The following is a 19,974-nucleotide window of genomic DNA, read 5'->3' on the forward strand; positions in this document are numbered from 1 at the left end:
CCCAGTCCAGCCAGGAGTGGCTCAAGGCCCAGAAGCACAGGCTGCAAACGCAGCAGATCGACGCCGTGCTCGCCGCATTGCAGCCCCACCTGGAGCCTGCCCAGGCCGACGAACCGCAGGCCCCCGTGCGCCAGTGCCATCGCTACCTGAGCCAGCGGCTGGAGCAGCTGGACTACCAAAGCGCGATCGCCCAGGGCCTGCCCATTGGCTCGGGCGAGATCGAAAGCGCCCACCGCTACATCGTGCAGCAGCGCTTGAAGCTGCCGGGCTCTTGGTGGCTCGCCGCCAACGCCGAGCACATGCTCGCCCTTCGCGTCAACCGCGCCAATAGCGAGTGGGCCAGCTACTGGGCGACTTCTTACCTCTACGCGGCTTGATCGGCACATCAGTTTGAATCGCACCCGCACCACTATGGGGCGGCGAATCCGGCAAAAACTGGCCTCGCTGGGGCACATTCTCGCTTTCGACGCCCAAAGCCCGACAGGCTCCTAAGCCGCAGCGGCGTTCAGGGCGCGGGCACGCCGTCCACCTTGACCACGGCCAGCGACAGGTTGTCGCCGCCCCCGCAGGCGCGACTGCGGGCTTTTGTTATCAAAAATTCGCTGGCTTCGCGCGGCGTCAGGGCCTCGAGCACCGAGGCGAGCTCCGCAGGGGTGAAGTAGTGCCAGACCCCGTCGCTGCAGACCATGAGCACGTCGCCCGGCTGCAGGCGCTGGATGGTGTGCAGGGCGGCCGGAGGCTCGCTTTCCGTCCCCAGGCAGCCCACGAGAATGTTGGAGCGCGGATGGACTTGCGCCTGGTCTTCGGTCAGTTCGCCACGATCGACCAATGCCTGCACGTAGGAATGGTCCTTGGTGCGAAAGGCCAGCTGGCCGCCGCGGAAATGGTAGATGCGCGAATCTCCCGAGTGCACCCAATGGCAGTCACCGCCCGGGTTGATGAGGAAAGCCGCGAGCGTGCTGTGCGGCTCCTGCTCGGCCGCCATGGCCGTGAGGCGGATCACCAGGTGTGATTCCGCCACCAGGTTTTTGAGCAGGATATCCGCGTCGTCCGTGATCGGGGAATAGCGCTCGAACAGCTGGCGCGCCGTGAGCATGACCTGGTCCGAGGCCTTGCGCCCGCCGCTGCGCCCGCCCATGCCATCAGCCACCACGGCGAGGACGCAGCCCTTGTGCCGCGGGTGCACCAGCAGTGCCACCTGATCCTGCTGGTATTCGCGGTCGCCCTTGTGGATGCCGGTCGCGGCCAGCAGGCGCAAGGCGTCAGCCATGGATGTACGGCGGGGGCAGCGCAGCGCCGGGCGCACTCACCACAATTTCCACCACGGGTTCGACCTGGGCTTGAGGCCCTGTGTCAAATAAGTGCTCTGCGGGTAAGAGGCTTCGAGCACGCGGCGCGTGTCGTCGCGCAACTGGGTCATGCCCAGCGCGTCGTAGGACTGCATCAGAATGTAGAGCGCTTCCTCGAGCGCGGGCACGTCTTTGTATTCGGCCAATGCGGCTTGCGCCCGGTTGATGGCTGCGACATAGGCGCCGCGTTGGTAGTAGTAGCGCGCGACGTGCACCTCGTACTGGGCCAGTGCGTTCACGATATACACCATGCGCTGACGCGCATCGGGTGCGTATTTGGAGTCCGGAAAGCGCGTCACCAGCTCGCGGAAAGCCTCGAACGAGTCTTTCGCCGCCTTTTGATCGCGCTCGGAGAGGTCCTGGCGCGAAATCCAGGAAAACAACCCGAGATCGTCATTGAAGTTGATGATGCCTTTGAGATAGAGCGCATAGTCGAGCGCTGGGCTCGCCGGGTGCAGCTTCATGAAGCGGTCCAGCGTTGCGATGGCCTGGGCTTTTTCGCCGTTCTTGTATTGGGCATAGGCCTTCTCGAGCTGGGCTTGCTGCGCCAGCGGGGTGCCCGCAGCGCGGCCTTCGAGTTTTTCGTAAAGCTCTATGGCCTTGTCGAACGCGCCGCCGTTCATCTCGTCCTTGGCCTCGGAATAGAGGCGGTTCGGGCTCCAGTCTGCGGTCGGGTCGGCAGGGGTGCTGGAGCAGGCAGCCAAAATGCCGGCGGCCAGCAGGGCAGAGACGATAGACGAATGAGGGCGCAGCATCGCAAGTGGCTTTCAGACAAATACGCGGGGGAAGCCGAGGGCACGGCAGCTCCCTGGTCGGCCGGGGCATTGTAGCGGGCGAGCCAACATGAAGGATCGGTGCGGATGTCCTGCTGCACTGGAGCTACCAGTTCAGCCAAACACGTGCCGTTTGCAGGCCCAGCGCCGTCAAGAGCAGCGAGCCGCCGAGGTGCAGCGCCGCCGTGCCCAGCGCCAGTGTGTAGCGCTGCTGCTGCAGCAGGGCCACGACTTCGGCAGAAAAGCTCGAGAAGGTCGTGAGCGCGCCCAGGAATCCCGTGACCAGCGCCAGGCGCCAGACCGGATCGAGCTGCGGCAGCGCCTGGAACACGCCCACGCACAGCCCGACGAGGTAGCCACCGATGAGGTTCGCAGCCAGCGTTCCCCAGGGAATCAATCCCCCAGGGCTGAGCCACAAGCCCAGCTGCCAACGCAACAGGGCGCCGGCGCAGGCGCCGAGACAGATCGCAAAAATGTGTAGCATGGAGCGCACTCGGGATGTGTCATTTTGACGCTTTGAAGGGCGTCTTGAACCTGCGCCGCGTTCAACTATTGCGCTGCAACATGCGCACCAGGCCGCAGAAGTGCCAGAATTTTAAGAACAACACGGAGCGTATAACCAATGTTTCCTACTTCTTTGCGACTCCGGCGTATAGACGCCTTTTGGACCTTCATGCGCACTTTGGCTGTGGCGGTTGCCCTCGGAGTGCTGGGCTCCAGTGCATGGGCCCAGCAGTTCGAAGCGCGCCGATCCATCTATGTCGAAGCCGGCGGCAGCGTGGAGAGCAATGGGAGTGCCAGCACGGCCGTGCTGGGCCTGAGCCTGCCCATGCAGCAAAGGCTATGGGGCGGGCGCATCGGCATGGCCTGGAATTTTTACTTAGGAGGCTGGGATGGCGACGCGCGCGAAGGGCAGCGCAAATACTATGCGCAGATAGGCGTGGTGCCCATGTTCCGCTACCATTTCGATGATGGATCATCGCCCTGGTTCATGGAGGGCGGCATTGGGGCATCGTACATGCACAAGACCTACCAGGTGGGCGGCAAAAGGTTCAGCACGCGCTGGAATTTCAGCGACCATTTGGGCGTTGGGCGCGTGTTTGGCGCGCAGCATGAGCAAGAGCTCGGGCTTTACGTCAAGCATGTCTCGAATGCTGGATTAAAAAAGCCGAATCCTGGCGAGACCTTTTTGGAGCTGCGCTACGCACACGCTTTTTGACAGCCTGGTGCAGGAGCGCCGCGCCTTGCTGTGAGATGCGCCGGGATACAGGGTTGGGATGGCGTCAGATTGAGGCATGATCATGGTTTCGCGCTGCTTTCTGCTTCTCTCTCGCTTTCCCGGAGAAATACCATGTTCAAGCACATCCTGGTTCCCATAGACGGCTCCAAAACTTCCATGCTCGCGGTGTCCAAGGCCGCAGGCCTGGCCAAAACCTTTGGCAGCAAGGTCACTTTGCTGTACGTGATCGACCCTTATCCGTTCACGGGCGTGGGGGCGGACTTCGGGTATGGCCAGGAGCAGTATCTGACCGCCGCGACGGCGGAAGCCAACATTGCCATCGATGCCGCCAAAAAAGCCATGGCCGAGGCCGGTGTGCAGGCTGAAGGCGTCATTGCCGAAGGGCATGTGGTGCACGACGCCATCGTAGATGCGGTAAAAAATATCTCCGCCGATCTCATCGTCATGGGCTCGCACGGCCGCCGCGGCCTCGAAAAGCTCATGCTCGGCAGCGTGACGCAGCGCATCTTGAGCCTGGTGCACATCCCCGTGCTCGTGGTGCGCGATTGATGCCCGTGGTGCCAGCAGGGGGCGCGCAAGCGCCGAGCTTACTGACCGCGCACGACATTTACCTGTTTCGCGAGGGTACGCACTGCCGCCTGTACGAAAAGCTCGGCGCCCACGCGTGCGTGGTCGATGGCGTGGCGGGCGTGCAGTTCGCTGTGTGGGCGCCCAATGCAGCGCGCGTGAGCATGATCGGCGACTTCAACGGCTGGGCCAAGGGCGCGCATCCTTGTGCGCCGCGCGCCGATCACTCGGGCATCTGGGAGTGTTTCATCCCCGGCGTGCAGCAGGGCGACGTTTACAAATTCCACATCGAGTCGAGCCACCATGGCTACGCCGTGGACAAGGCTGATCCGTTCGCCGTCTATGCCGAACTGCCGCCGCGCACCGGCTCGCGCGTGTGGTCGCTCGACTACGCCTGGGGCGATCAGGACTGGATGGCCCGCCGGCGCAGCGCCAACGCGCTCGACGCGCCCATCAGCGTCTATGAGGTGCACCTGGGCTCGTGGCGGCGCGTGCCCGAAGAGGGGCAGCGTTTTTTGAGCTACCGTGAGATCGCGCCGCTGCTGGCCGAGCATGTGCAGGCGCTGGGCTTCACGCACGTGGAGCTGCTGCCCGTGATGGAGCACCCGTTTTATGGCTCCTGGGGCTACCAGACCACGGGCTACTTCGCGCCCACATCACGCTACGGCACACCGCAGGACTTCATGTACCTGATCGACTACCTGCACCAGGCGGGCATAGGCGTGATCCTCGACTGGGTGCCCTCGCATTTTCCGACCGATGCGCACGGCCTGGCGTTTTTCGACGGTACGCATTTGTTCGAGCACGCCGACCCGCGCCAGGGCTTTCACCCCGAATGGAGCAGCGCGATCTTCAACTATGGCCGCAACGAGGTGCGTGCGTTCCTCTTGTCGAGCGCGATGTTCTGGCTTGAGCACTACCACGTCGATGGCTTGCGCGTCGATGCCGTGGCTTCGATGCTCTACCTCGACTACGCCCGCCCCGAAGGCGAATGGATCGCGAACCACTACGGCGGGCGCGAGAACCTGCAGGCCATAGACTTTTTGCGCCAGCTCAACACGTCCGTCTATCGCGATCACCCCGACGTCCAGACCTACGCCGAAGAATCGACGGCCTGGCCCATGGTGTCGCGGCCCGTGGCTGCGGGCGGACTGGGCTTCGGCCTCAAGTGGAACATGGGCTGGATGCACGACACGCTGCGCTATTTCCAGCGTGACCCGCTCTATAGGCGCCACCACCACGGGCAAATCTCTTTCAGCATCTGGTATGCCTTCAACGAGAACTTCATCCTGCCGCTGTCGCACGATGAGGTGGTGCACGGCAAAGGCGCGCTGATCGGCAAGATGCCTGGCGACGAATGGCAGCAGTTTGCGAATCTGCGCCTGCTCTATGGCACCATGTGGGCGCACCCGGGCAAAAAGCTGCTGTTCATGGGCGGCGAATTCGGCCAGCGGCGCGAATGGCAGCACGAGGAGAGCCTGGAGTGGCATGTGCTGCAGTATCCGCTGCACGCGGGCGTGCAGCGCTGGGTGAGCGACCTGAACCGCTGCCAACGCGCGCAGCCGGCTTTGCATGCGCAGGACTTTGGGCACGAGGGTTTCGCCTGGGTCGATTTTCACGACGCGGAGGCTTCGGTGCTGAGCTTTCTGCGCCGTGGCCGCGAGGTACAGGACGCAGTGCAGGACGTGGTGCTTGTGGTGTGCAACTTCACGCCCGTGCCGCGCGCGCACTACCGCGTCGGCGTGCCGTCTGCAGGCTACTGGCAGGAGCTGCTCAACAGCGACGCGAAGGAATACGGCGGCAGCGGCATGGGCAATGGCGGTGGCGCGTACACCGAGGCCGTGCCCGCGCACGGCTACGCGCAATCGCTATCGCTGCTGCTGCCGCCGCTGGGCGTGCTCTATTTGAAGCCTGCTGCGGGTTGACGCAGCAAACCAAAAGGGCGGCAGCAGGTAGCTGCCGCCGCCCCTTGGGTGTGGCGTGCGCCTGATTACATGCGCTCGAAAATCGCCGCGATGCCCTGGCCGCCGCCGATGCACATGGTCACGAGCGCGTAGCGGCCTTGGATGCGCTGCAGCTCGTACAGCGCCTTCACGGTGATCAAGGCGCCCGTCGCGCCGATCGGGTGGCCCAGCGAAATGCCCGAGCCGTTCGGGTTGACCTTGGCCGGGTCAGCGCCCAGGCCCTTGGTGACGGCGCAGGCCTGCGCGGCAAAGGCTTCGTTGGCTTCGATCACGTCGATCTGGTCGAGCTTGAGGCCGGTCTTTTTCAGCAGCATCTGCGTCGCGGGCACCGGGCCTATGCCCATGAGCTTGGGCTCCACACCGGCGTGCGCGTAGCCCACGAGGCGCGCGAGCGGCTTGGCGCCGCGTGCCTTGGCGGCGCCGGCTTCCATCAGCACCACGGCGGAGGCGGCGTCATTGATGCCGCTCGCGTTGGCGGCGGTGACGGTGCCGTTTTCCTTCACGAACACGGGCTTCATTTTTTGGAAGTCCTCGAGCGTGGCGCCGGGGCGGAAGTGCTCGTCTTTCTCGAAGGCGACTTCGCCTTTTTTGCTCTTCACCATCACGGGCACGATCTGGCCTGCGAAGCGGTTTTCGGCCCAGGCGCGCTCGGCGCGACGGTGGCTCTCGAGCGCCAGCGCGTCCTGGTCTTCGCGCGTGATGCCGAATTCCTTGGCGACATTTTCGGCCGTCACGCCCATGTGGATGGTGTGAAATGGGTCGTGCAGCGCGCCGACCATCATGTCCACCATTTTGGCGTCGCCCATGCGCGCGCCCCAGCGCGTGGCGAGCGAGGCGTAGGGCGCGCGGCTCATGTTTTCGGCGCCGCCGCCCACAGCCACGTCGTATTCGCCGAGCAAAATGCCCTGGCTCGCGCTCACGATGGCCTGCAGGCCCGAGCCGCACAGGCGGTTGACGTTCATCGCGGGCGTCTCTTTGGGGCAGCCACCGTTGATCGCAGCCACGCGCGAGAGGTACATGTCGCGCGGCTCGGTGTTCACCACATGGCCGAACACCACGTGGCCCACGTCCTTGCCCTCGACCTGGGCGCGCGCGAGCGCCTCCTTGAGCGCGGTGGCGGCCAGATCGACGGTGGGGATGTCCTTCAGGCTGCCACCAAAGGTGCCAATGGCGGTGCGCACGGCGCTGACGATGACGACTTCACGGGTCATGTTCACTTCCTTCAATGATGAAAATATAGGCAAAAAAGGCGTTTTAAGCAGTATCCACGGGCGCTGGCAGCTATCAAAAAAGAATAATCGAGAGACGCCGGCGCGCCCCGCCTTTTGTGGCGAGGGCCCTGAGCATACTCTGTGCAGCGTGCCCAGACGGGGCCCACCTCACAGCACCGGTCGCAGCATCGGTCAAAGCACCTCGCTCGCAAAATCGGCCAGGCGCGAGCGCTCGCCGCGCGCGAGCGTGATGTGGCCGCTGTGCGGCCAGCCCTTGAACCGATCGACGGCGTAGGTCAGGCCCGACGAGCCTTCGGTGAGGTAGGGCGTGTCGATCTGCGCGAGGTTGCCCATGCAGATGATCTTGGTGCCGGGGCCGGCGCGCGTGACCAGCGTCTTCATCTGCTTGGGCGTGAGGTTCTGCGCCTCGTCGATGATTACGTATTTGTTCAAAAAGGTGCGCCCGCGCATGAAGTTCATGCTCTTGATCTTGATGCGGCTGCGGATCAGCTCGTTGGTGGCGGCGCGCCCCCATTCGCCGGCGTTGCCGCCGTCGCCCTTGGCGAGGAATTCGAGGTTGTCGTCGAGTGCGCCCATCCACGGGCCCATTTTTTCTTCTTCGGTGCCGGGCAGAAAGCCGATGTCCTCGCCCACGCTGACGGTGGCGCGGGTCATGATGATCTCGGTATAGCGGCGCTCGTCGAGCACCTGCGTGAGGCCCGCGGCCAGGGCCATGAGCGTCTTGCCCGTGCCCGCCGTGCCCGCGAGCGTGACGAAGTCGATGTTCGGGTCCATGAGCAGATTCATCGCGAAGTTCTGCTCGCGGTTGCGCGTGGTCACGCCCCAGACGGCGTTTTTGGGCGAGCCGTAGTCGGTGAGCGTCTGCAGCACGGCGCTTTTGTCACGGATCTCGACCACGCGCGCGAACAGGCTGGGCTCGCCCGGAGCCTCGAAATAGACGAACTGGTTGATGAGCAGCTGCGCCACCAGCGGCCCGCCGATGCGGTAGTAGGTGTGCGCGCCGTTTTGCCAGCTCTCGATGTGCTTGCCCGCGCGGCTCCAGAAGTCGGGCGGCAGCGCGAGTACGCCGGCGTAGAGCAGGTCACCGTCCTCGAGCACCTTGTCGTTCTGGTAGTCCTCGGCGGTCAGGCCCAGCGCGCGTGCCTTGACGCGCATGTTGATGTCTTTGGAGACCAGCACCACCTCGCGCGGCGCGTGCAGCTTGCGCAACGCCTCGACCACGCCGAGGATCTGGTTGTCAGCCTTGCCCGGCGGCAGGCTGGTGGGCAGCGGGTAGTCGAGCGGCGCGGTCTGGAAGAACAAATGCCCTTTGGCCGTGCGCTGGCCCGTGGCATCGAGGCGCAAGCCCAGCGCCATGTCGCCGGCGTGCAAAGCGGCCAGCGCGTCCAGCGTGCGGCTGGCCTGACGGCCATTGCGCGCGACCTCGGTCGTGCCCTTTTTGTGCGCGTCCAGCTCCTCGAGCACGACCATGGGCAGGAAGATGTCGTGCTCCTCGAAGCGAAACAGGCAGCTCGGGTCGTGCAGCAGCACGTTGGTGTCGAGCACGAAGAGCTTGCTCGGACCCGTGGCGCGGCGTTTTTTCGGTGCGGATGCGCTCGCGCTTGTCGGCGCCTTGGTGGCGGAGGGGGCATGCGCCGAGGGTTGCTTGCGGCTGCTCGGGCGCGCAGCGCGTGCACGTGGGGCGGCGGGGGTGGGCGCGGTTTCAGACGCGCGGGCTGCAATGGGCGTGGCGGGCGCAGCGGGTTGCACTCCTGGTGCGGTAGCTGGCACGAGTTGCAGGGTGGGGATTTTTTCGGCATGTGCGGTAGCGCGCACGGCCGCGGGGGCTGGGGCAGCCAGGGTTTCAGGGGTCAGGCGGTCAGCGCGGCGGCGCGGGGCAGGGGGCAGGGGCATGGTGGATAAAAAGGGAGAGAGCGCAAAAAACAAAAAGCCGCCAGGAAACCCCGGCGGCTGGAAGGAGGAAAGGACGCAGAGCAATGCTCAAGTGCATCGAGCCATTATGCCTACGCTTCGTGAACTTGCTTGCAAGAAAAAAAGACTCAGGCGGCTTTCTTGTTGAGCGCCTTGACGGCCTTGACGGCCTTGAGCACTTCATCGACATGGCCGGGCACCTTGATACCGCGCCACTCTTGCAGCAGTACGCCGTCGGGGCCGATGAGGAAGGTGCTGCGCTCTATGCCCTTGACCTTTTTGCCGTACATGATCTTGTTCTTGACCACGCCGAACATGTGGCACATTTTTTCTTCGGTGTCGGCGATGAGCTCGAAGGGCAGCTCGAGCTTGGCTTTGAAGTCTTCGTGCGACTTCATGTTGTCGCGCGACACGCCAAAGAGTGCCGCGCCGGCCTTGACGAAGTCCTTGTATTTGTCACGGAACTGCATGGCCTCGGTGGTGCAGCCCGGCGTGTTGTCCTTGGGGTAAAAATAAAGCACCAGGATTTGACCCAGGTGTGAGGTGTTGGATACCTTCATGCCGCCAGTGGCGTTGGCTTCGAATTCAGGCAGGAGTTTGTTGACAACGATCGCCATGGCTTTCAGTCTCTCTGGAGGTAGTCGTTGGAAAGCCGGGAGCACATACGAAGGCTGGAATTCGAGGCAGGAACCCGAAGCACCATCCCCCGGCCGCAACCCATAATTTTACCGCGGAAAGCCTTGTGCACAACTCGACTGTGATTAGTAGTGTCCCCTTTGCCCCGATTACAAATGTCCTCCCGGGTTGGATGGAGATGAGCGACGGAGCAAGCGAGAGTGATGTTGAGCGAGAGGGAAGTGGATCGGCTGCCGGTGATCAATTGGGTGGTGGAGGGTGGATCGACGCAAGCGTTGACGGCATAGCCATCATCCCGCGTCCTCATGGTTCAATGAGGAGTAAATAGCGGCTGTGCAACAGTGGGCATGGATCATGGACTTCAGAATGTCGGGCGCTCGAGGTGCATCTCCTGCAAGATGGTGGTGGCGATTTCCTCGATTGACTTCGTTGTAGTGGAGAGCCAGCGTATGCCTTCCCTGCGCATCATGGCCTCGGCCTCGGAAACTTCGTGGCGGCAGTTTGCAAGGCTGGCGTATTTGGAGTGGGGGCGGCGCTCGTTGCGCACTTCCGCGAGGCGTTCGGGCTGGATGCTCAGGCCAAAGATTTTTTTCCGGTAGGGCAAAAGCGCTTCGGGAAGCTGGCGGCGTTCGAAGTCTTCGGGAATCAGCGGATAGTTCGCGGCCTTGATGCCGTATTGCATCGCGAGGTACAAGCTGGTGGGAGTTTTGCCGCTGCGGGAGACGCCTACGAGGATGACGTCGGCGTTCGCGAGATCGCGTTTGCTCTGCCCGTCGTCGTGCGCCAGGCTGTAGTTGATGGCTTCGATGCGCTGGGCGTATTCGCGGCTGCGGCTGACGTTGCTGAAGCGGCCCACGCGGTGGTGCGACTTGATGCCCAGTTCTTGCTCCAGTGGGTTGACGAAGGTGCCGAACATGTCCAGCAGCATGCCTTTGCAATGATTCTGGAGGACCCCGAGCACCTCCATGTTTACGAGCGTGGTGAAGACGATGGGGCGCTTGCCCTCCAACTCGCCCGTGTGGTTGATTTGCCGCACCGCCTGGTGCGCCTTGTCCGCCGTGTCGATGAATGGCAGGCGCACGAAGCGCAGTTTGAGTTCGAACTGGGCGAGGATGGCTTTGCCGAAGGTTTCCGCGGTGATGCCGGTGCCGTCGGACACGAAAAAGGCGGTGCGAGAGTGCATGGATGGTTCCTTGGGGGCGCTTGCCTGCGATGCAGACCTACAATGGCGCCCATTATCTGATCGACCCGCGCAGACAAGGCTGTGCCGATGTGCGTGCGTCGCGACCTGAATTTTGCCCAGACATCCCATGCGCCTCCCCATCCAAAGAAGAACCAAAGCGGTGGCGGATGTCTGCGAGCGCGTGCGGCCCCGGCGTTGCCCGGGGCCCCGGTACGGTTTATCAACTTTGGAGTATTCCCATGTCAGCACGTTTCAGCTCGGAGGCCCTGGTCGTACCGTTTGAAAACCTCAGGATGACCGATGTCGCCATCGTGGGCGGCAAGAATGCCAGCCTTGGCGAGATGATTTCGCAATTGCCCCATGGGGTGCGCGTGCCCACGGGCTTTGCCACCACGGCGCACGCCTATCGCGAGTTTTTGCGCCATGCGGGCCTGGATCAGCGCATCAATGCGCTGCTGGACGCGCTGGACGTTGACGACGTGCGCGCGCTGGCGAAGACCGGGGCCGAAATCCGTGCCATGGTCGAGGCGCAGCCCTTTCCTGTGGAGCTCGAAAAAGCCATTGATGCCGCATTCGCGCGCCTGAGCGCCGACCATCCCGGTGCATCGTTTGCGGTGCGCTCCTCGGCCACGGCGGAAGACTTGCCGGATGCATCGTTTGCCGGGCAGCAGGAGACCTTTCTCAATGTCATCGGCCTGGCCGAAGTCAAGCACAAGATCAAGGAAGTGTTTGCCAGCCTCTACAACGACCGTGCCATCAGCTATCGCGTGCACAAGGGCTTTGCGCATGCCGAAGTGGCCCTGTCGGCGGGTGTGCAGCAAATGGTGCGCTCGGACATCGGCGCCTCGGGGGTGATGTTCACCATAGACACCGAATCTGGTTTCGAGGACGTGGTGTTCATCACGAGCAGCTATGGTCTGGGCGAGACGGTGGTGCAAGGTGCCGTCAACCCGGATGAGTTTTACGTGCACAAGCCCATGTTGCGCGCGGGCAAAAAGGCGTTGATCCGGCGCAACCTGGGCAGCAAGCTGATCCAGATGGTGTTTTGCACGCCCGAGGAAAAGGCGCAGACGGGCAAGCTCATCAAGACCGTGGAAGTGCCGGCCGAGCAGCGCAACCGCTACTCGCTCACCGACGACGATGTGTTGCAGCTGGCGCACTATGCGCTCTTGATCGAGGAGCACTATGGCCGCCCTATGGACATTGAATGGGGCAAGGACGGCGTGGATGGCTTGCTCTACATTTTGCAGGCCCGCCCCGAGACCGTGAAGAGCCAGGCCAAGGGGCAGGTGGAGTTGCGCTACAAGCTCAAGGGGCATGGCGCGGTGCTGGTGGAGGGGCGCGCGATCGGGCAAAAGATTGGCACCGGCCCGGTGCGCGTGGTGCACAGCCTGCACGAGATGGACAAGGTGCAGCCTGGCGACATCCTCGTGACCGACATGACGGACCCGAACTGGGAGCCTGTGATGAAGCGCGCAAGCGCCATCGTCACGAACCGCGGCGGGCGCACCTGCCATGCGGCCATCATTGCGCGTGAGCTGGGCATTCCGGCCGTGGTGGGCTGCGGTGACGCAACCGAGCGGCTCAAGGACGGCATGCTGGTCACCGTGAGCTGCGCCGAGGGCGACACGGGCCGCATCTACGACGGCCTGCTCGAGATGGAAGTCACCGAAGTGCAGCGCGGCAGCATGCCCGCGATTGCCACCAAGATCATGATGAACGTGGGCAACCCGCAGCTCGCCTTCGATTTTGCCCAGCTGCCTAACGAGGGCGTGGGGCTGGCGCGCCTGGAGTTCATCATCAACAACAACATCGGCGTGCACCCCAAGGCCATCCTCGACTACCCGAACATCGACAGCGACCTGAAGAAGGCCGTCGAGTCCGTGGCCCGTGGCCATGCGAGTCCGCGCGCCTTTTACGTGGACAAGGTGGCTGAGGGCGTGGCCACGATCGCCGCGGCGTTCTGGCCCAAGCCGGTCATCGTGCGCCTGTCCGACTTCAAGAGCAACGAGTACCGCAAGCTCATCGGCGGCAGCCGCTACGAGCCCGAGGAAGAAAACCCCATGCTGGGCTTCCGTGGTGCGGCGCGCTACCTCAGCGCGGACTTCGGCGAGGCGTTTGCGATGGAGTGCGAGGCGCTGCGGCGTGTGCGCACCGAGATGGGGCTCACGAACGTGCAGGTCATGGTGCCCTTCGTGCGCACGCTGGGGCAGGCCGAGCGCGTGGTGCAGCTGCTTGCGCGGCACGGCCTGGAGCGCGGCAGGGATGAACTCAAGCTCATCATGATGTGCGAGATTCCGAGCAATGCCATCTTGGCCGAGCGTTTTCTGGAGTTTTTCGACGGGTTTTCGATCGGCTCCAACGACTTGACCCAGCTCACGCTGGGCCTGGACCGGGATTCGGGGCTGGAGTTGCTCGCGCAGGACTTCGACGAGCGTGACCCTGCTGTCCAGGCGCTGATCCACCAGGCCATCCGGGCTTGCCGTGCCCAGGGCAAATACATAGGCATCTGCGGCCAGGGCCCGAGCGACCACCCGGATTTTGCGCAGTGGTTGATGCAGGAGGGCATTGCCTCGATCTCGCTCAACCCGGACAGCGTGATCGCCACCTGGCAGCAGCTGGCTGGCTGATGCCACCGTGATGCCACTGCGGGCCCCCGCGTTGCGAGCAGGTGAGGCGGCGCGGCAGCAAGGGCTTTGCACGAAATGTCGGTGAACGCGAATCTCGAGCCTGCAGACCCGCTGCCGCCGCTGCCGCCGCAGCTGCACGATCTGCAGCATCCCTGGCTCAAGGCTGCACTGCTGCTGTTTTGGGCTGCGGTGGCGTTTGGCGTGCCTTTCTTTGCGCGCCAGCTGCAGGCCTGGACGACGGGGCCGTGGCCGCTGGGCTATTGGCTCGTGGCCCAGGGGGCCGTGCTGATGTTCATAGCCATCGTGGTCTTTTATGCCTGGGCGATGAGCTACTTCGAGCGCCAGCACCAGGGCGCTGGCGCAGCGGATGCCGCATCAGAGGCCGCATCCGATGCCTCTGGGGATGGCACGCGCCATGGCTGAACGGGGGAAAAACGGTCGCTGGCGTCTGCACCGAGCCCTGGCTTGGTATGTGTTGTGCGTGCTGGGCGTGCTCGCACTGATGGCATGGGCCGAGCACCACGGGTTTTCACGCCAGTGGATAGGGCCGGTATTCCTCTTCGGCAGCATCATGGTCTATGCCGCGATAGGCGTGCGTGGGCGCACCACGGACGCCGATGAGTATTACGTGGCCGGGCGGCGCATTCCGCCCATGTTCAACGGCATGGCGGCTGCGGCCGACTGGATGAGCGCGGCCTCGTTCATCAGCCTCTCGGGCGCCTTGTATTTGCAGGGGTTTTCGGGCTCGCCGGGGCAGGCTGGCGGCCTTGCGTACCTGCTTGGCTGGACGGGCGGGTTTTGCCTCGTGGCCATCCTGATTGCGCCGCAGCTGCGTGCGCTGGAGCTCTACACCGTGCCGGATTTCTTCCAGCTGCGTTTCGGTGGGCGCTGGCCACGCATCCTGGCGGCGTGGGCCGCGGTGCTGTGTTCGTTCACCTATGTGGTCGCGCAGATTTACGGCGTGGGGCTGATCGCCTCGCGCCTTACGGGCGTGCAGTTCGAGATCGGCATCATGCTCGGGCTCGGCGGCGTGCTGCTGTGTTCGTTCCTTGGTGGGATGCGGGCCATTACCTGGACGCAGGTGGCGCAGTACGTCGTTCTCTTGCTCGCTTTTTTGATACCCGTGTCGTGGTTGTCGTACCAGCAATTGGGCAATCCCATGGCGCCGCTGGTGTATGGCGCGCAGATCGGCAAGATCGCCGAACTCGAAGGGCAGTTTCTTGATTCCCCTGCCGAACGCGAGGTGGCGCGCGCCTATTTGCAGCGCGCCCTGGACTTGCAGCAGCGCCTGCGCGACGTGGACGGCGCGCTGCAACGCGAGCGCGAAAAGGGCAGGGCGCAGATCCAGGCCCTGCGCGCACAGAATGCCGACGTGGAGCAGATCGTGCGCGCGAGCCAGGCGCTTGCGGCGCTGCCGCGCGATGCGGCGCAAGCGCGCGAACGCTGGACGCGCGAGATGCGCGAGAGCTTCGAGCGTGCGCGTCCGCTCGGCGGCCTTCCACCGCACAGCCAGGCCTTTGCCGGCAATCCTGAGGGCACGCCCCAGGAACAAGAGGAATACGCACTTTCGCGTCGCAATTTTCTGGCGTTGATGTTCTGCCTCATGGTCGGCACAGCCGGCCTGCCGCACCTGCTGACGCGCTACTACACCGTGCCCTCGGTCGCCGCGGCGCGCACTTCGGTCGCCTGGTCGCTGTTTTTCATCGCCTTGCTGTACCTGAGTACGCCCGCGCTCGCGGCTTTGGTGAAGTTCGAGGTGATGCAAAACCTCGTGGGCAGTCACTTCGACGCCTTGCCGCACTGGATGGCGCAGTGGGCGCATGTCGATCCTGCCTTGCTCTCGGTCGAAGACATGAACGGCGACGGCATCGTGCAGTTCGGCGAGATCCATCTGGGCGCCGACCTCATCATGCTTGCCACGCCGGAAATCGGTGGCTTGCCGTATGTGGTCTCGGGGCTCGTTGCTGCGGGCGGCCTGGCGGCTGCCTTGTCCACGGCGGATGGTTTGCTGCTGACCATCAGCAATGCGCTGGTGCGCGACTTGTATTTTCATGGTGACAAGGGAGCGCGGACCTCGCCCGAGCAGCGCGTGATCCTGAGCAAATTCGCCCTGCTGGCAGTAGCCCTGACGGCGGCCATGGTGGCCTCGCTCAAGCCCGCGGAGATTTTGCCCATGGTGTCTGCTTCGTTTTCGCTCGCCGCGTCGGCCTTCGTGCCAGCCCTGGTCCTGGGCCTGTTTTGGCGCGGCATGACGCGGCAAGGGGCCGTGGCTGGCATGCTCGCGGGTTTTGGCCTGACGGCTTACTACATGCTTGCACAGCTGCCCGTGCTGCGCGCCGGGGGCGTGCTGCCGCGCTGGCTGCTGACCGATGGCCTGTGGGGGGGCATAGAGCCGTTGGCGGCAGGGGTGTTCGGCGTGCCGGTCGGCTTCGTCGTGGCCGTGGGGTGGAGCTGGTGGCTCCGGTTTGTCAGGCGGTAGCCGGCGCTGTACCTTCCATGGGATGGCACACTGGTCATGGAAAGCCCCGATTTACGGGGGGATACTGGGGGCGAGAAACTGGTCTCACGAGGTTGCGGCGGTGGCTTGATGACGTTCCTGTCATAAACTGCATGCAGTGGGCATTGACAGTCCTTGCCACATCGGTGTGCCGTTCATTGGAATACCGGCAACACCGTACATCTCTCTTTTTCGTCGGGAAAACCATGGCTCTCAGCAAAACGCCGGCAGGTCTGGCGGCACTCAAGGACCGGCATGGCAGCCTCACGCCACGTCAGCGCACGGCTTTCATCCTGTTCGATGGCAAGCGGAGCACCGAAGAGGTGCTGGCGGCCACGGCGGCCATGGGGATCACGCAGGCCGATGTGCAGACCATGCTGGAGCAGGGGCTGCTCTGTGCGGACGAGGGCTTTTCCGGAACGGCCATGGCTGCAGCGGTGCCCGTTTCGCCGGATGAGACGCTGGCCGCTGTGCCGGATGAAGCGGCCACACTAGAGAGCAGCCAGGGAAGCGGCCGTTCCGACATGGAGCGCTATCAGGCGGCCTATCCGATTGCCATCCAGTTGACGGCGGGGCTTGGTTTGCGCGGATTCCGTTTGAATCTGGCCGTGGAGAGTGCGAGCGGCTATGCCGATCTGGCGGCGCTGGCACCCAAAATTCGTGACGCCGTGGGCGATGCCAAATACGCTGCCTTGGCGCGCGCCTTGTTCGATTGAGGTGGCGGCATTTGCCGCGGCGGCGCTGTGCGGCACGTGATGGGTGACCACGAAGTGGCTCGTAGCGCCTTTCTTGAGGGCGCGGCCCTTATTTTTTCGCCCGTGCCGCCACCCACCGGGTGGCGAAGGCTTGCACATCGCTCAGGCGCTTGACCAGGTCTGCACCCGAAGCGGTCAGGAAGTAGCCGCCGCTGCCGTGGTCCAGCAAGCCGGCTTCGCGCAGGTCTTTGATGCGGGTGTTGAGCGTATTCGGGGTGATGCCGCCCACGCTGTCTTGCAAAAGACGAAAAGTCTGCGGGTGGCCATCACGCAAGGCCCAGAGCACGCGCAAAGCGTAGCGGGATTCGAGCAGGTCAAACAACTGGCTGATGGCGGGTTTTTCTTTGGCGCTCATGGCTGCATCTCCTCGCAGGTATCGGGCGGAATGGAATCGAGTGCAAGAACTATAGCGCGAATTCCATTTCGCTACACGTTTGGTAGCTCTGCAAGGGGTTGTGCTGTGTCTTCTAGTGCAGTGTTTGATGCTTGATGCGACAAATAAAACCGATGGATTTTTGGTCTGGGCAAGGCGCAAACCGCAGCGATACTGGGTGGTATCTGGGTGGTATCGCGAGGATTTGCAACGCGGCCCGGGACGAAAAGACGCGGTTTTATGTCGCAGATAGCGTCGAACACTGCACTAGGAGCCTGTCGGACTTTTGGTGTCGAAAGCAGGAGTGCGGGAGAGGCGGTCTTTGCCGTCTCGATCGTGAGTTCCTGGCTTGGCCAGGCATGCCCGACGGTGCCCCGTTGCCCGGGCGCGCAGCGTCGCGGGCGAAGCTGCGCGCCCGGGCGGGGTGTGCTGCTGGCGTCAGAACCGGTGCACCATCCCCAGCACGAATGCGTTGACCGAATGGTTCGGGATGCTGACGTTGGTTTGCGGATTGCCGTAGATCGGCAGAATCGGCGCATTGCCGTTGCTCGTGTGGGTCGCGGTGAAGTAGGCGTTGGTGCGCTTGGAGAATGCGTAGTGCGCGCTCAGCACCGTTTGCTTGCTCTTGGTGTCGGTCCAGGTTTCCTTGACTTCGCCGTACTGGGCGCCGAGCCTGAACTGCGGCGTGATGGCGTAATTGCCGCCCACGGTCCACATCTTGGAGTCGATCCAGACGTTGTTGGCGGCGCCGCCCTTGTTGCTGGCGGTGCGGCCATCGTCGTTCTTGACTTCGTCGTAGGCGGCGCTCAGGCGGAATTGGCCCACGTCGTACGAGCCCGAAAGCATCCACCAGTCGATGCTTTTGCCCACGTCGGCGCGCGGATTGGCGGTGTTGGCGGCGTTGGCCGCGCCCTTGTCCTTGTTGTAGGTGCCCACGACCTTGAACGGCCCGCTGGTGTAGCTCAGCAGCCCGCCGTAGCCCGAGCCGGCGCTGTTGTTTTGCGGGTCTTCGCCAAACACGTACTGCAGCGCAAAGTTGAAACCGCTGAACACGGGGCTGTCGTAGCGCACCATGTTGCTGTTCCAGTAGTCGTTGTTGATGCCCTGCGCGGCGGTCAGCGTCACGAGGCCGGTGTTGACGGCATTGTTGGGCAGGCCGTTGGCATTCACCAGTTGGGGCATGGCGGTGGCGGTGTAGTTGCGGCCCAACATCACGCTGCCATAGCTTTCGCTCTTCATACCCACATAGGCCGCGCGGCGAAACGTCACGTTCGAGACGGCCGGATTGCCGGACACGGTGGCGCCCGAGCTGTTGGGGGTCGAGCTGTCGCCGGTTTTCAGGCTGACCATGGACTCGAGGCCAAAGAGGGCTGCCATGCCGCCCCCAAGGTCTTCGCTACCGCGCAGGCCCCACACCGAGGAGTTGCTGGCATCGCTGTTGACTTTGGTCAGGCGGCTGTCCACGTTGGCGCTGCGTGAAAAGCTGGCGATGCCAGCGTCCATGACGCCGTAAAAAGTGACGCCAGGGGCTGTCTGGGCCTGTGCGGACAGGGTGCCAGCAGCAAGTATTCCTGCAAGCTTGGCGCCCTGGGAGATGAAGCGGGTGTATTTCATTGTTGCTATTGCTATCGAGCCATAAAAAAGCCGCACATTGCGGCGCGGACGTGCGGGCTCGTGGCTGGTAGCGTTTCATGACAGATCCGCTTTCCATGTGCTGACGCAGACCGGTATTGGTAAATACCCTTATAAACCACGCACGGGGCGCAATTATCGTTCAAGTAAAAGCGGGTTTTCTTCCGGTAAAAGACGCAGGCGAAAAAAGCCACTAATGCAAGCGTGGCCTGCGCTTGGTGCTCTCAAAATTGGGGCTGCGAGTGGCCATGCCGGCCATTTGCCGCGCGCGGCTAGCCTGCCTGCGACCACTCTTGCGCAAGCTCCTCGACCAGCTCCTGCACCGACTGCACCGCGTGCACGCCCGAGACGCTGTGCCCGGCGCTCCAGATGTCGCGCCAGCGGCGCGGGCCGGCGCTGTGGTTGCCGTGGGCGCTGCCGCCGAACATCTGGTCGGCGGTGCTGGGCGTCACGGTTTCGTCGAGCCGGGCCGGGTCCAGCCCCATGCGCACGATGGAGTCGATCAGCATGTTCGTGGGCAGGCCGCTGAAGGCGCGCGTGAGCAGCACTTCGTCCAGGGTGGAAGTGACGAGCATCTGCCGGTAGGCTTCGTCGGCCATGCTCTCGTGTGTGGCGATGAAGCGCGTGCCCATCGAGGCCAGGTCGCAGCCCAGCACCTGCGCCGCGCGCAGCGCCACGCCGTCGCTGATGCCGCCGGCGAGCACCAGCGGGCCGTCGTATTCGGCACGCAGTGCGCGCACGAAGGCAAAGGGGTTGAGCCAGCCGGTCTGCCCGCCCGCGCCCGCCGTGAGCAGCACCAGCCCGTCGGCGCCGGCCGCGAGGGCTTTGCGCGCGTGCGCGAGCGTGGCCACGTCGGCCAGTACCAGGCAGCCGATGCCGTGCAGCGCATCGACCACGGGCGCGGGCGAGCCCACGCTGGTGATGACGACTTCCACGCCGTGGCGCAGCACGCAGGCGAGGTCTTGGGCGAGCCGCGGCGAGCGCATGATCAGGTTCGGGCAGGGCGGCGCGGCGTCTGGGTGTGCGGCGAGGCGCGTGCGGATTTCAGCCAGCCAGGCGTCGAGCTCTGCGGGGCTGCGCGCGCTCACCGTGGGAAAGGCGCCGATCACGCCGCTGCGGCACGCCGCGACGACGAGCTCTATGCCCGACACCTGCAGCATGGGCGCGGCAATCACGGGCAGGCGCAGACGGCGCGCGATGTGTGCGGGCAGGCGGGAAGAGGGCATGGGGGC

At 63.9% G+C, this 19,974-nt stretch carries 17 protein-coding genes and 1 pseudogene; 8 read left to right on the top strand and 10 right to left on the bottom strand.

Going from position 1 to position 19,974, the window contains the following annotated elements:
* A pseudogene (locus FK527_RS17265) lies at nucleotides 1-377 on the top strand (hypothetical protein); the annotation flags it as partial.
* A 128-nt stretch (nucleotides 378-505) separates the two neighbouring features.
* Here the strand turns inward: FK527_RS17265 and FK527_RS10940 are convergent.
* From FK527_RS10940 to crcB, 3 genes are all read right to left on the bottom strand, one after another.
* A complete protein-coding gene (locus FK527_RS10940) occupies nucleotides 506-1,270 on the bottom strand; it encodes a PP2C family protein-serine/threonine phosphatase (protein WP_144733508.1) in 765 nt (254 codons plus the stop codon).
* 36 nt (nucleotides 1,271-1,306) lie between these two features.
* Entirely contained in the window at nucleotides 1,307-2,104 is a 798-nt protein-coding gene (locus tag FK527_RS10945) for an outer membrane protein assembly factor BamD (RefSeq protein ID WP_144733511.1), read from the bottom strand.
* Nucleotides 2,105-2,228: 124 nt separating this feature from the next.
* Complete coding sequence (gene crcB, locus FK527_RS10950; RefSeq protein WP_144733514.1) at nucleotides 2,229-2,606, bottom strand: fluoride efflux transporter CrcB; 378 nt, start codon at nucleotides 2,604-2,606, stop codon at nucleotides 2,229-2,231.
* Nucleotides 2,607-2,795: 189 nt separating this feature from the next.
* On the opposite strand from crcB, the gene FK527_RS10955 reads away from it, so the two are divergent.
* From FK527_RS10955 to glgB, 3 genes are all read left to right on the top strand, one after another.
* Nucleotides 2,796-3,341 carry an acyloxyacyl hydrolase gene (locus FK527_RS10955; RefSeq protein WP_186298431.1) on the top strand — a complete coding sequence of 182 codons (546 nt, stop codon included), beginning with the start codon at nucleotides 2,796-2,798 and terminating at the stop codon, nucleotides 3,339-3,341.
* A gap of 132 nt (nucleotides 3,342-3,473) precedes the next feature.
* Nucleotides 3,474-3,911 (top strand): universal stress protein, encoded by a 438-nt coding sequence (locus FK527_RS10960; RefSeq protein ID WP_144733524.1) that lies wholly within the window; start codon nucleotides 3,474-3,476, stop codon nucleotides 3,909-3,911.
* Entirely contained in the window at nucleotides 3,911-5,854 is a 1,944-nt protein-coding gene (glgB, locus tag FK527_RS10965; protein WP_144733527.1) for a 1,4-alpha-glucan branching protein GlgB, read from the top strand. Before FK527_RS10960 ends, glgB begins: the two co-directional genes overlap by 1 nt.
* Before the next feature lie 65 nt (nucleotides 5,855-5,919).
* On the opposite strand, the gene bktB is transcribed toward glgB, so the two are convergent.
* The 4 genes from bktB to ppsR all read right to left on the bottom strand — a co-directional run bounded on the left by bktB (nucleotide 5,920) and on the right by ppsR (nucleotide 10,855).
* The gene (gene bktB, locus FK527_RS10970) at nucleotides 5,920-7,104 is read right to left on the bottom strand and encodes a beta-ketothiolase BktB (protein WP_144733530.1); all 1,185 of its coding nucleotides are present in this window, start codon (nucleotides 7,102-7,104) and stop codon (nucleotides 5,920-5,922) included.
* A gap of 192 nt (nucleotides 7,105-7,296) precedes the next feature.
* Nucleotides 7,297-9,018, bottom strand: coding sequence for a PhoH family protein (locus tag FK527_RS10975; RefSeq protein WP_144733533.1), 1,722 nt, complete (start codon nucleotides 9,016-9,018; stop codon nucleotides 7,297-7,299).
* Between the two features lie 146 nt (nucleotides 9,019-9,164).
* The gene (locus tag FK527_RS10980) at nucleotides 9,165-9,653 is read right to left on the bottom strand and encodes a peroxiredoxin (RefSeq protein ID WP_144733536.1); all 489 of its coding nucleotides are present in this window, start codon (nucleotides 9,651-9,653) and stop codon (nucleotides 9,165-9,167) included.
* A 380-nt stretch (nucleotides 9,654-10,033) separates the two neighbouring features.
* Complete coding sequence (gene ppsR / locus FK527_RS10985; RefSeq protein WP_144733539.1) at nucleotides 10,034-10,855, bottom strand: posphoenolpyruvate synthetase regulatory kinase/phosphorylase PpsR; 822 nt, start codon at nucleotides 10,853-10,855, stop codon at nucleotides 10,034-10,036.
* A 239-nt stretch (nucleotides 10,856-11,094) separates the two neighbouring features.
* Here ppsR and ppsA point away from each other — a divergent pair, with 239 nt between their 5' ends.
* The 4 genes from ppsA (at nucleotide 11,095) to FK527_RS11005 (ending at nucleotide 16,698) form a co-directional block, all read left to right on the top strand.
* Nucleotides 11,095-13,485 carry a phosphoenolpyruvate synthase gene (gene ppsA / locus FK527_RS10990; protein ID WP_144733542.1) on the top strand — a complete coding sequence of 797 codons (2,391 nt, stop codon included), beginning with the start codon at nucleotides 11,095-11,097 and terminating at the stop codon, nucleotides 13,483-13,485.
* Nucleotides 13,486-13,566: 81 nt separating this feature from the next.
* Nucleotides 13,567-13,908 (top strand): DUF4212 domain-containing protein, encoded by a 342-nt coding sequence (locus tag FK527_RS10995; RefSeq protein ID WP_246072756.1) that lies wholly within the window; start codon nucleotides 13,567-13,569, stop codon nucleotides 13,906-13,908.
* A complete protein-coding gene (locus FK527_RS11000) occupies nucleotides 13,901-15,964 on the top strand; it encodes a VC_2705 family sodium/solute symporter (protein ID WP_144733545.1) in 2,064 nt (687 codons plus the stop codon). Before FK527_RS10995 ends, FK527_RS11000 begins: the two co-directional genes overlap by 8 nt.
* A 224-nt stretch (nucleotides 15,965-16,188) precedes the next feature.
* Complete coding sequence (locus FK527_RS11005; RefSeq protein WP_144733769.1) at nucleotides 16,189-16,698, top strand: hypothetical protein; 510 nt, start codon at nucleotides 16,189-16,191, stop codon at nucleotides 16,696-16,698.
* Between the two features lie 88 nt (nucleotides 16,699-16,786).
* Here the strand turns inward: FK527_RS11005 and FK527_RS11010 are convergent, their stop codons facing one another.
* From FK527_RS11010 to FK527_RS11020, 3 genes are all read right to left on the bottom strand, one after another.
* The gene (locus FK527_RS11010) at nucleotides 16,787-17,092 is read right to left on the bottom strand and encodes a winged helix-turn-helix transcriptional regulator (RefSeq protein ID WP_144733548.1); all 306 of its coding nucleotides are present in this window, start codon (nucleotides 17,090-17,092) and stop codon (nucleotides 16,787-16,789) included.
* A gap of 456 nt (nucleotides 17,093-17,548) precedes the next feature.
* Entirely contained in the window at nucleotides 17,549-18,724 is a 1,176-nt protein-coding gene (locus FK527_RS11015; protein ID WP_144733551.1) for a porin, read from the bottom strand.
* 290 nt (nucleotides 18,725-19,014) lie between these two features.
* Nucleotides 19,015-19,968 carry an NAD(P)H-dependent flavin oxidoreductase gene (locus tag FK527_RS11020; RefSeq protein WP_144733554.1) on the bottom strand — a complete coding sequence of 318 codons (954 nt, stop codon included), beginning with the start codon at nucleotides 19,966-19,968 and terminating at the stop codon, nucleotides 19,015-19,017.
* Nucleotides 19,969-19,974: the final 6 nt, after the last annotated feature.

The sequence above is a fragment of the Extensimonas perlucida genome (genome assembly GCF_007655255.1).
Classification (GTDB): Bacteria; Pseudomonadota; Gammaproteobacteria; order Burkholderiales; family Burkholderiaceae_C; genus Extensimonas; species Extensimonas perlucida.

Excerpts from the sequence above, each read along its gene's own strand:
- FK527_RS10940 (WP_144733508.1), bottom strand. The coding sequence starts at position 1,270 with ATGGCTGACGCCTTGCGCCTGCTGGCCGCGACCGGCATCCACAAGGGC.
- FK527_RS10945 (WP_144733511.1), bottom strand. The coding sequence starts at position 2,104 with ATGCTGCGCCCTCATTCGTCTATCGTCTCTGCCCTGCTGGCCGCCGGC.
- crcB (WP_144733514.1), bottom strand. The coding sequence starts at position 2,606 with ATGCTACACATTTTTGCGATCTGTCTCGGCGCCTGCGCCGGCGCCCTG.
- FK527_RS10955 (WP_186298431.1), top strand. The coding sequence starts at position 2,796 with ATGCGCACTTTGGCTGTGGCGGTTGCCCTCGGAGTGCTGGGCTCCAGT.
- FK527_RS10960 (WP_144733524.1), top strand. The coding sequence starts at position 3,474 with ATGTTCAAGCACATCCTGGTTCCCATAGACGGCTCCAAAACTTCCATG.
- glgB (WP_144733527.1), top strand. The coding sequence starts at position 3,911 with ATGCCCGTGGTGCCAGCAGGGGGCGCGCAAGCGCCGAGCTTACTGACC.
- bktB (WP_144733530.1), bottom strand. The coding sequence starts at position 7,104 with ATGACCCGTGAAGTCGTCATCGTCAGCGCCGTGCGCACCGCCATTGGC.
- FK527_RS10975 (WP_144733533.1), bottom strand. The coding sequence starts at position 9,018 with ATGCCCCTGCCCCCTGCCCCGCGCCGCCGCGCTGACCGCCTGACCCCT.
- FK527_RS10980 (WP_144733536.1), bottom strand. The coding sequence starts at position 9,653 with ATGGCGATCGTTGTCAACAAACTCCTGCCTGAATTCGAAGCCAACGCC.
- ppsR (WP_144733539.1), bottom strand. The coding sequence starts at position 10,855 with ATGCACTCTCGCACCGCCTTTTTCGTGTCCGACGGCACCGGCATCACC.
- ppsA (WP_144733542.1), top strand. The coding sequence starts at position 11,095 with ATGTCAGCACGTTTCAGCTCGGAGGCCCTGGTCGTACCGTTTGAAAAC.
- FK527_RS11000 (WP_144733545.1), top strand. The coding sequence starts at position 13,901 with ATGGCTGAACGGGGGAAAAACGGTCGCTGGCGTCTGCACCGAGCCCTG.
- FK527_RS11005 (WP_144733769.1), top strand. The coding sequence starts at position 16,189 with ATGGCTCTCAGCAAAACGCCGGCAGGTCTGGCGGCACTCAAGGACCGG.
- FK527_RS11010 (WP_144733548.1), bottom strand. The coding sequence starts at position 17,092 with ATGAGCGCCAAAGAAAAACCCGCCATCAGCCAGTTGTTTGACCTGCTC.
- FK527_RS11015 (WP_144733551.1), bottom strand. The coding sequence starts at position 18,724 with ATGAAATACACCCGCTTCATCTCCCAGGGCGCCAAGCTTGCAGGAATA.
- FK527_RS11020 (WP_144733554.1), bottom strand. The coding sequence starts at position 19,968 with ATGCCCTCTTCCCGCCTGCCCGCACACATCGCGCGCCGTCTGCGCCTG.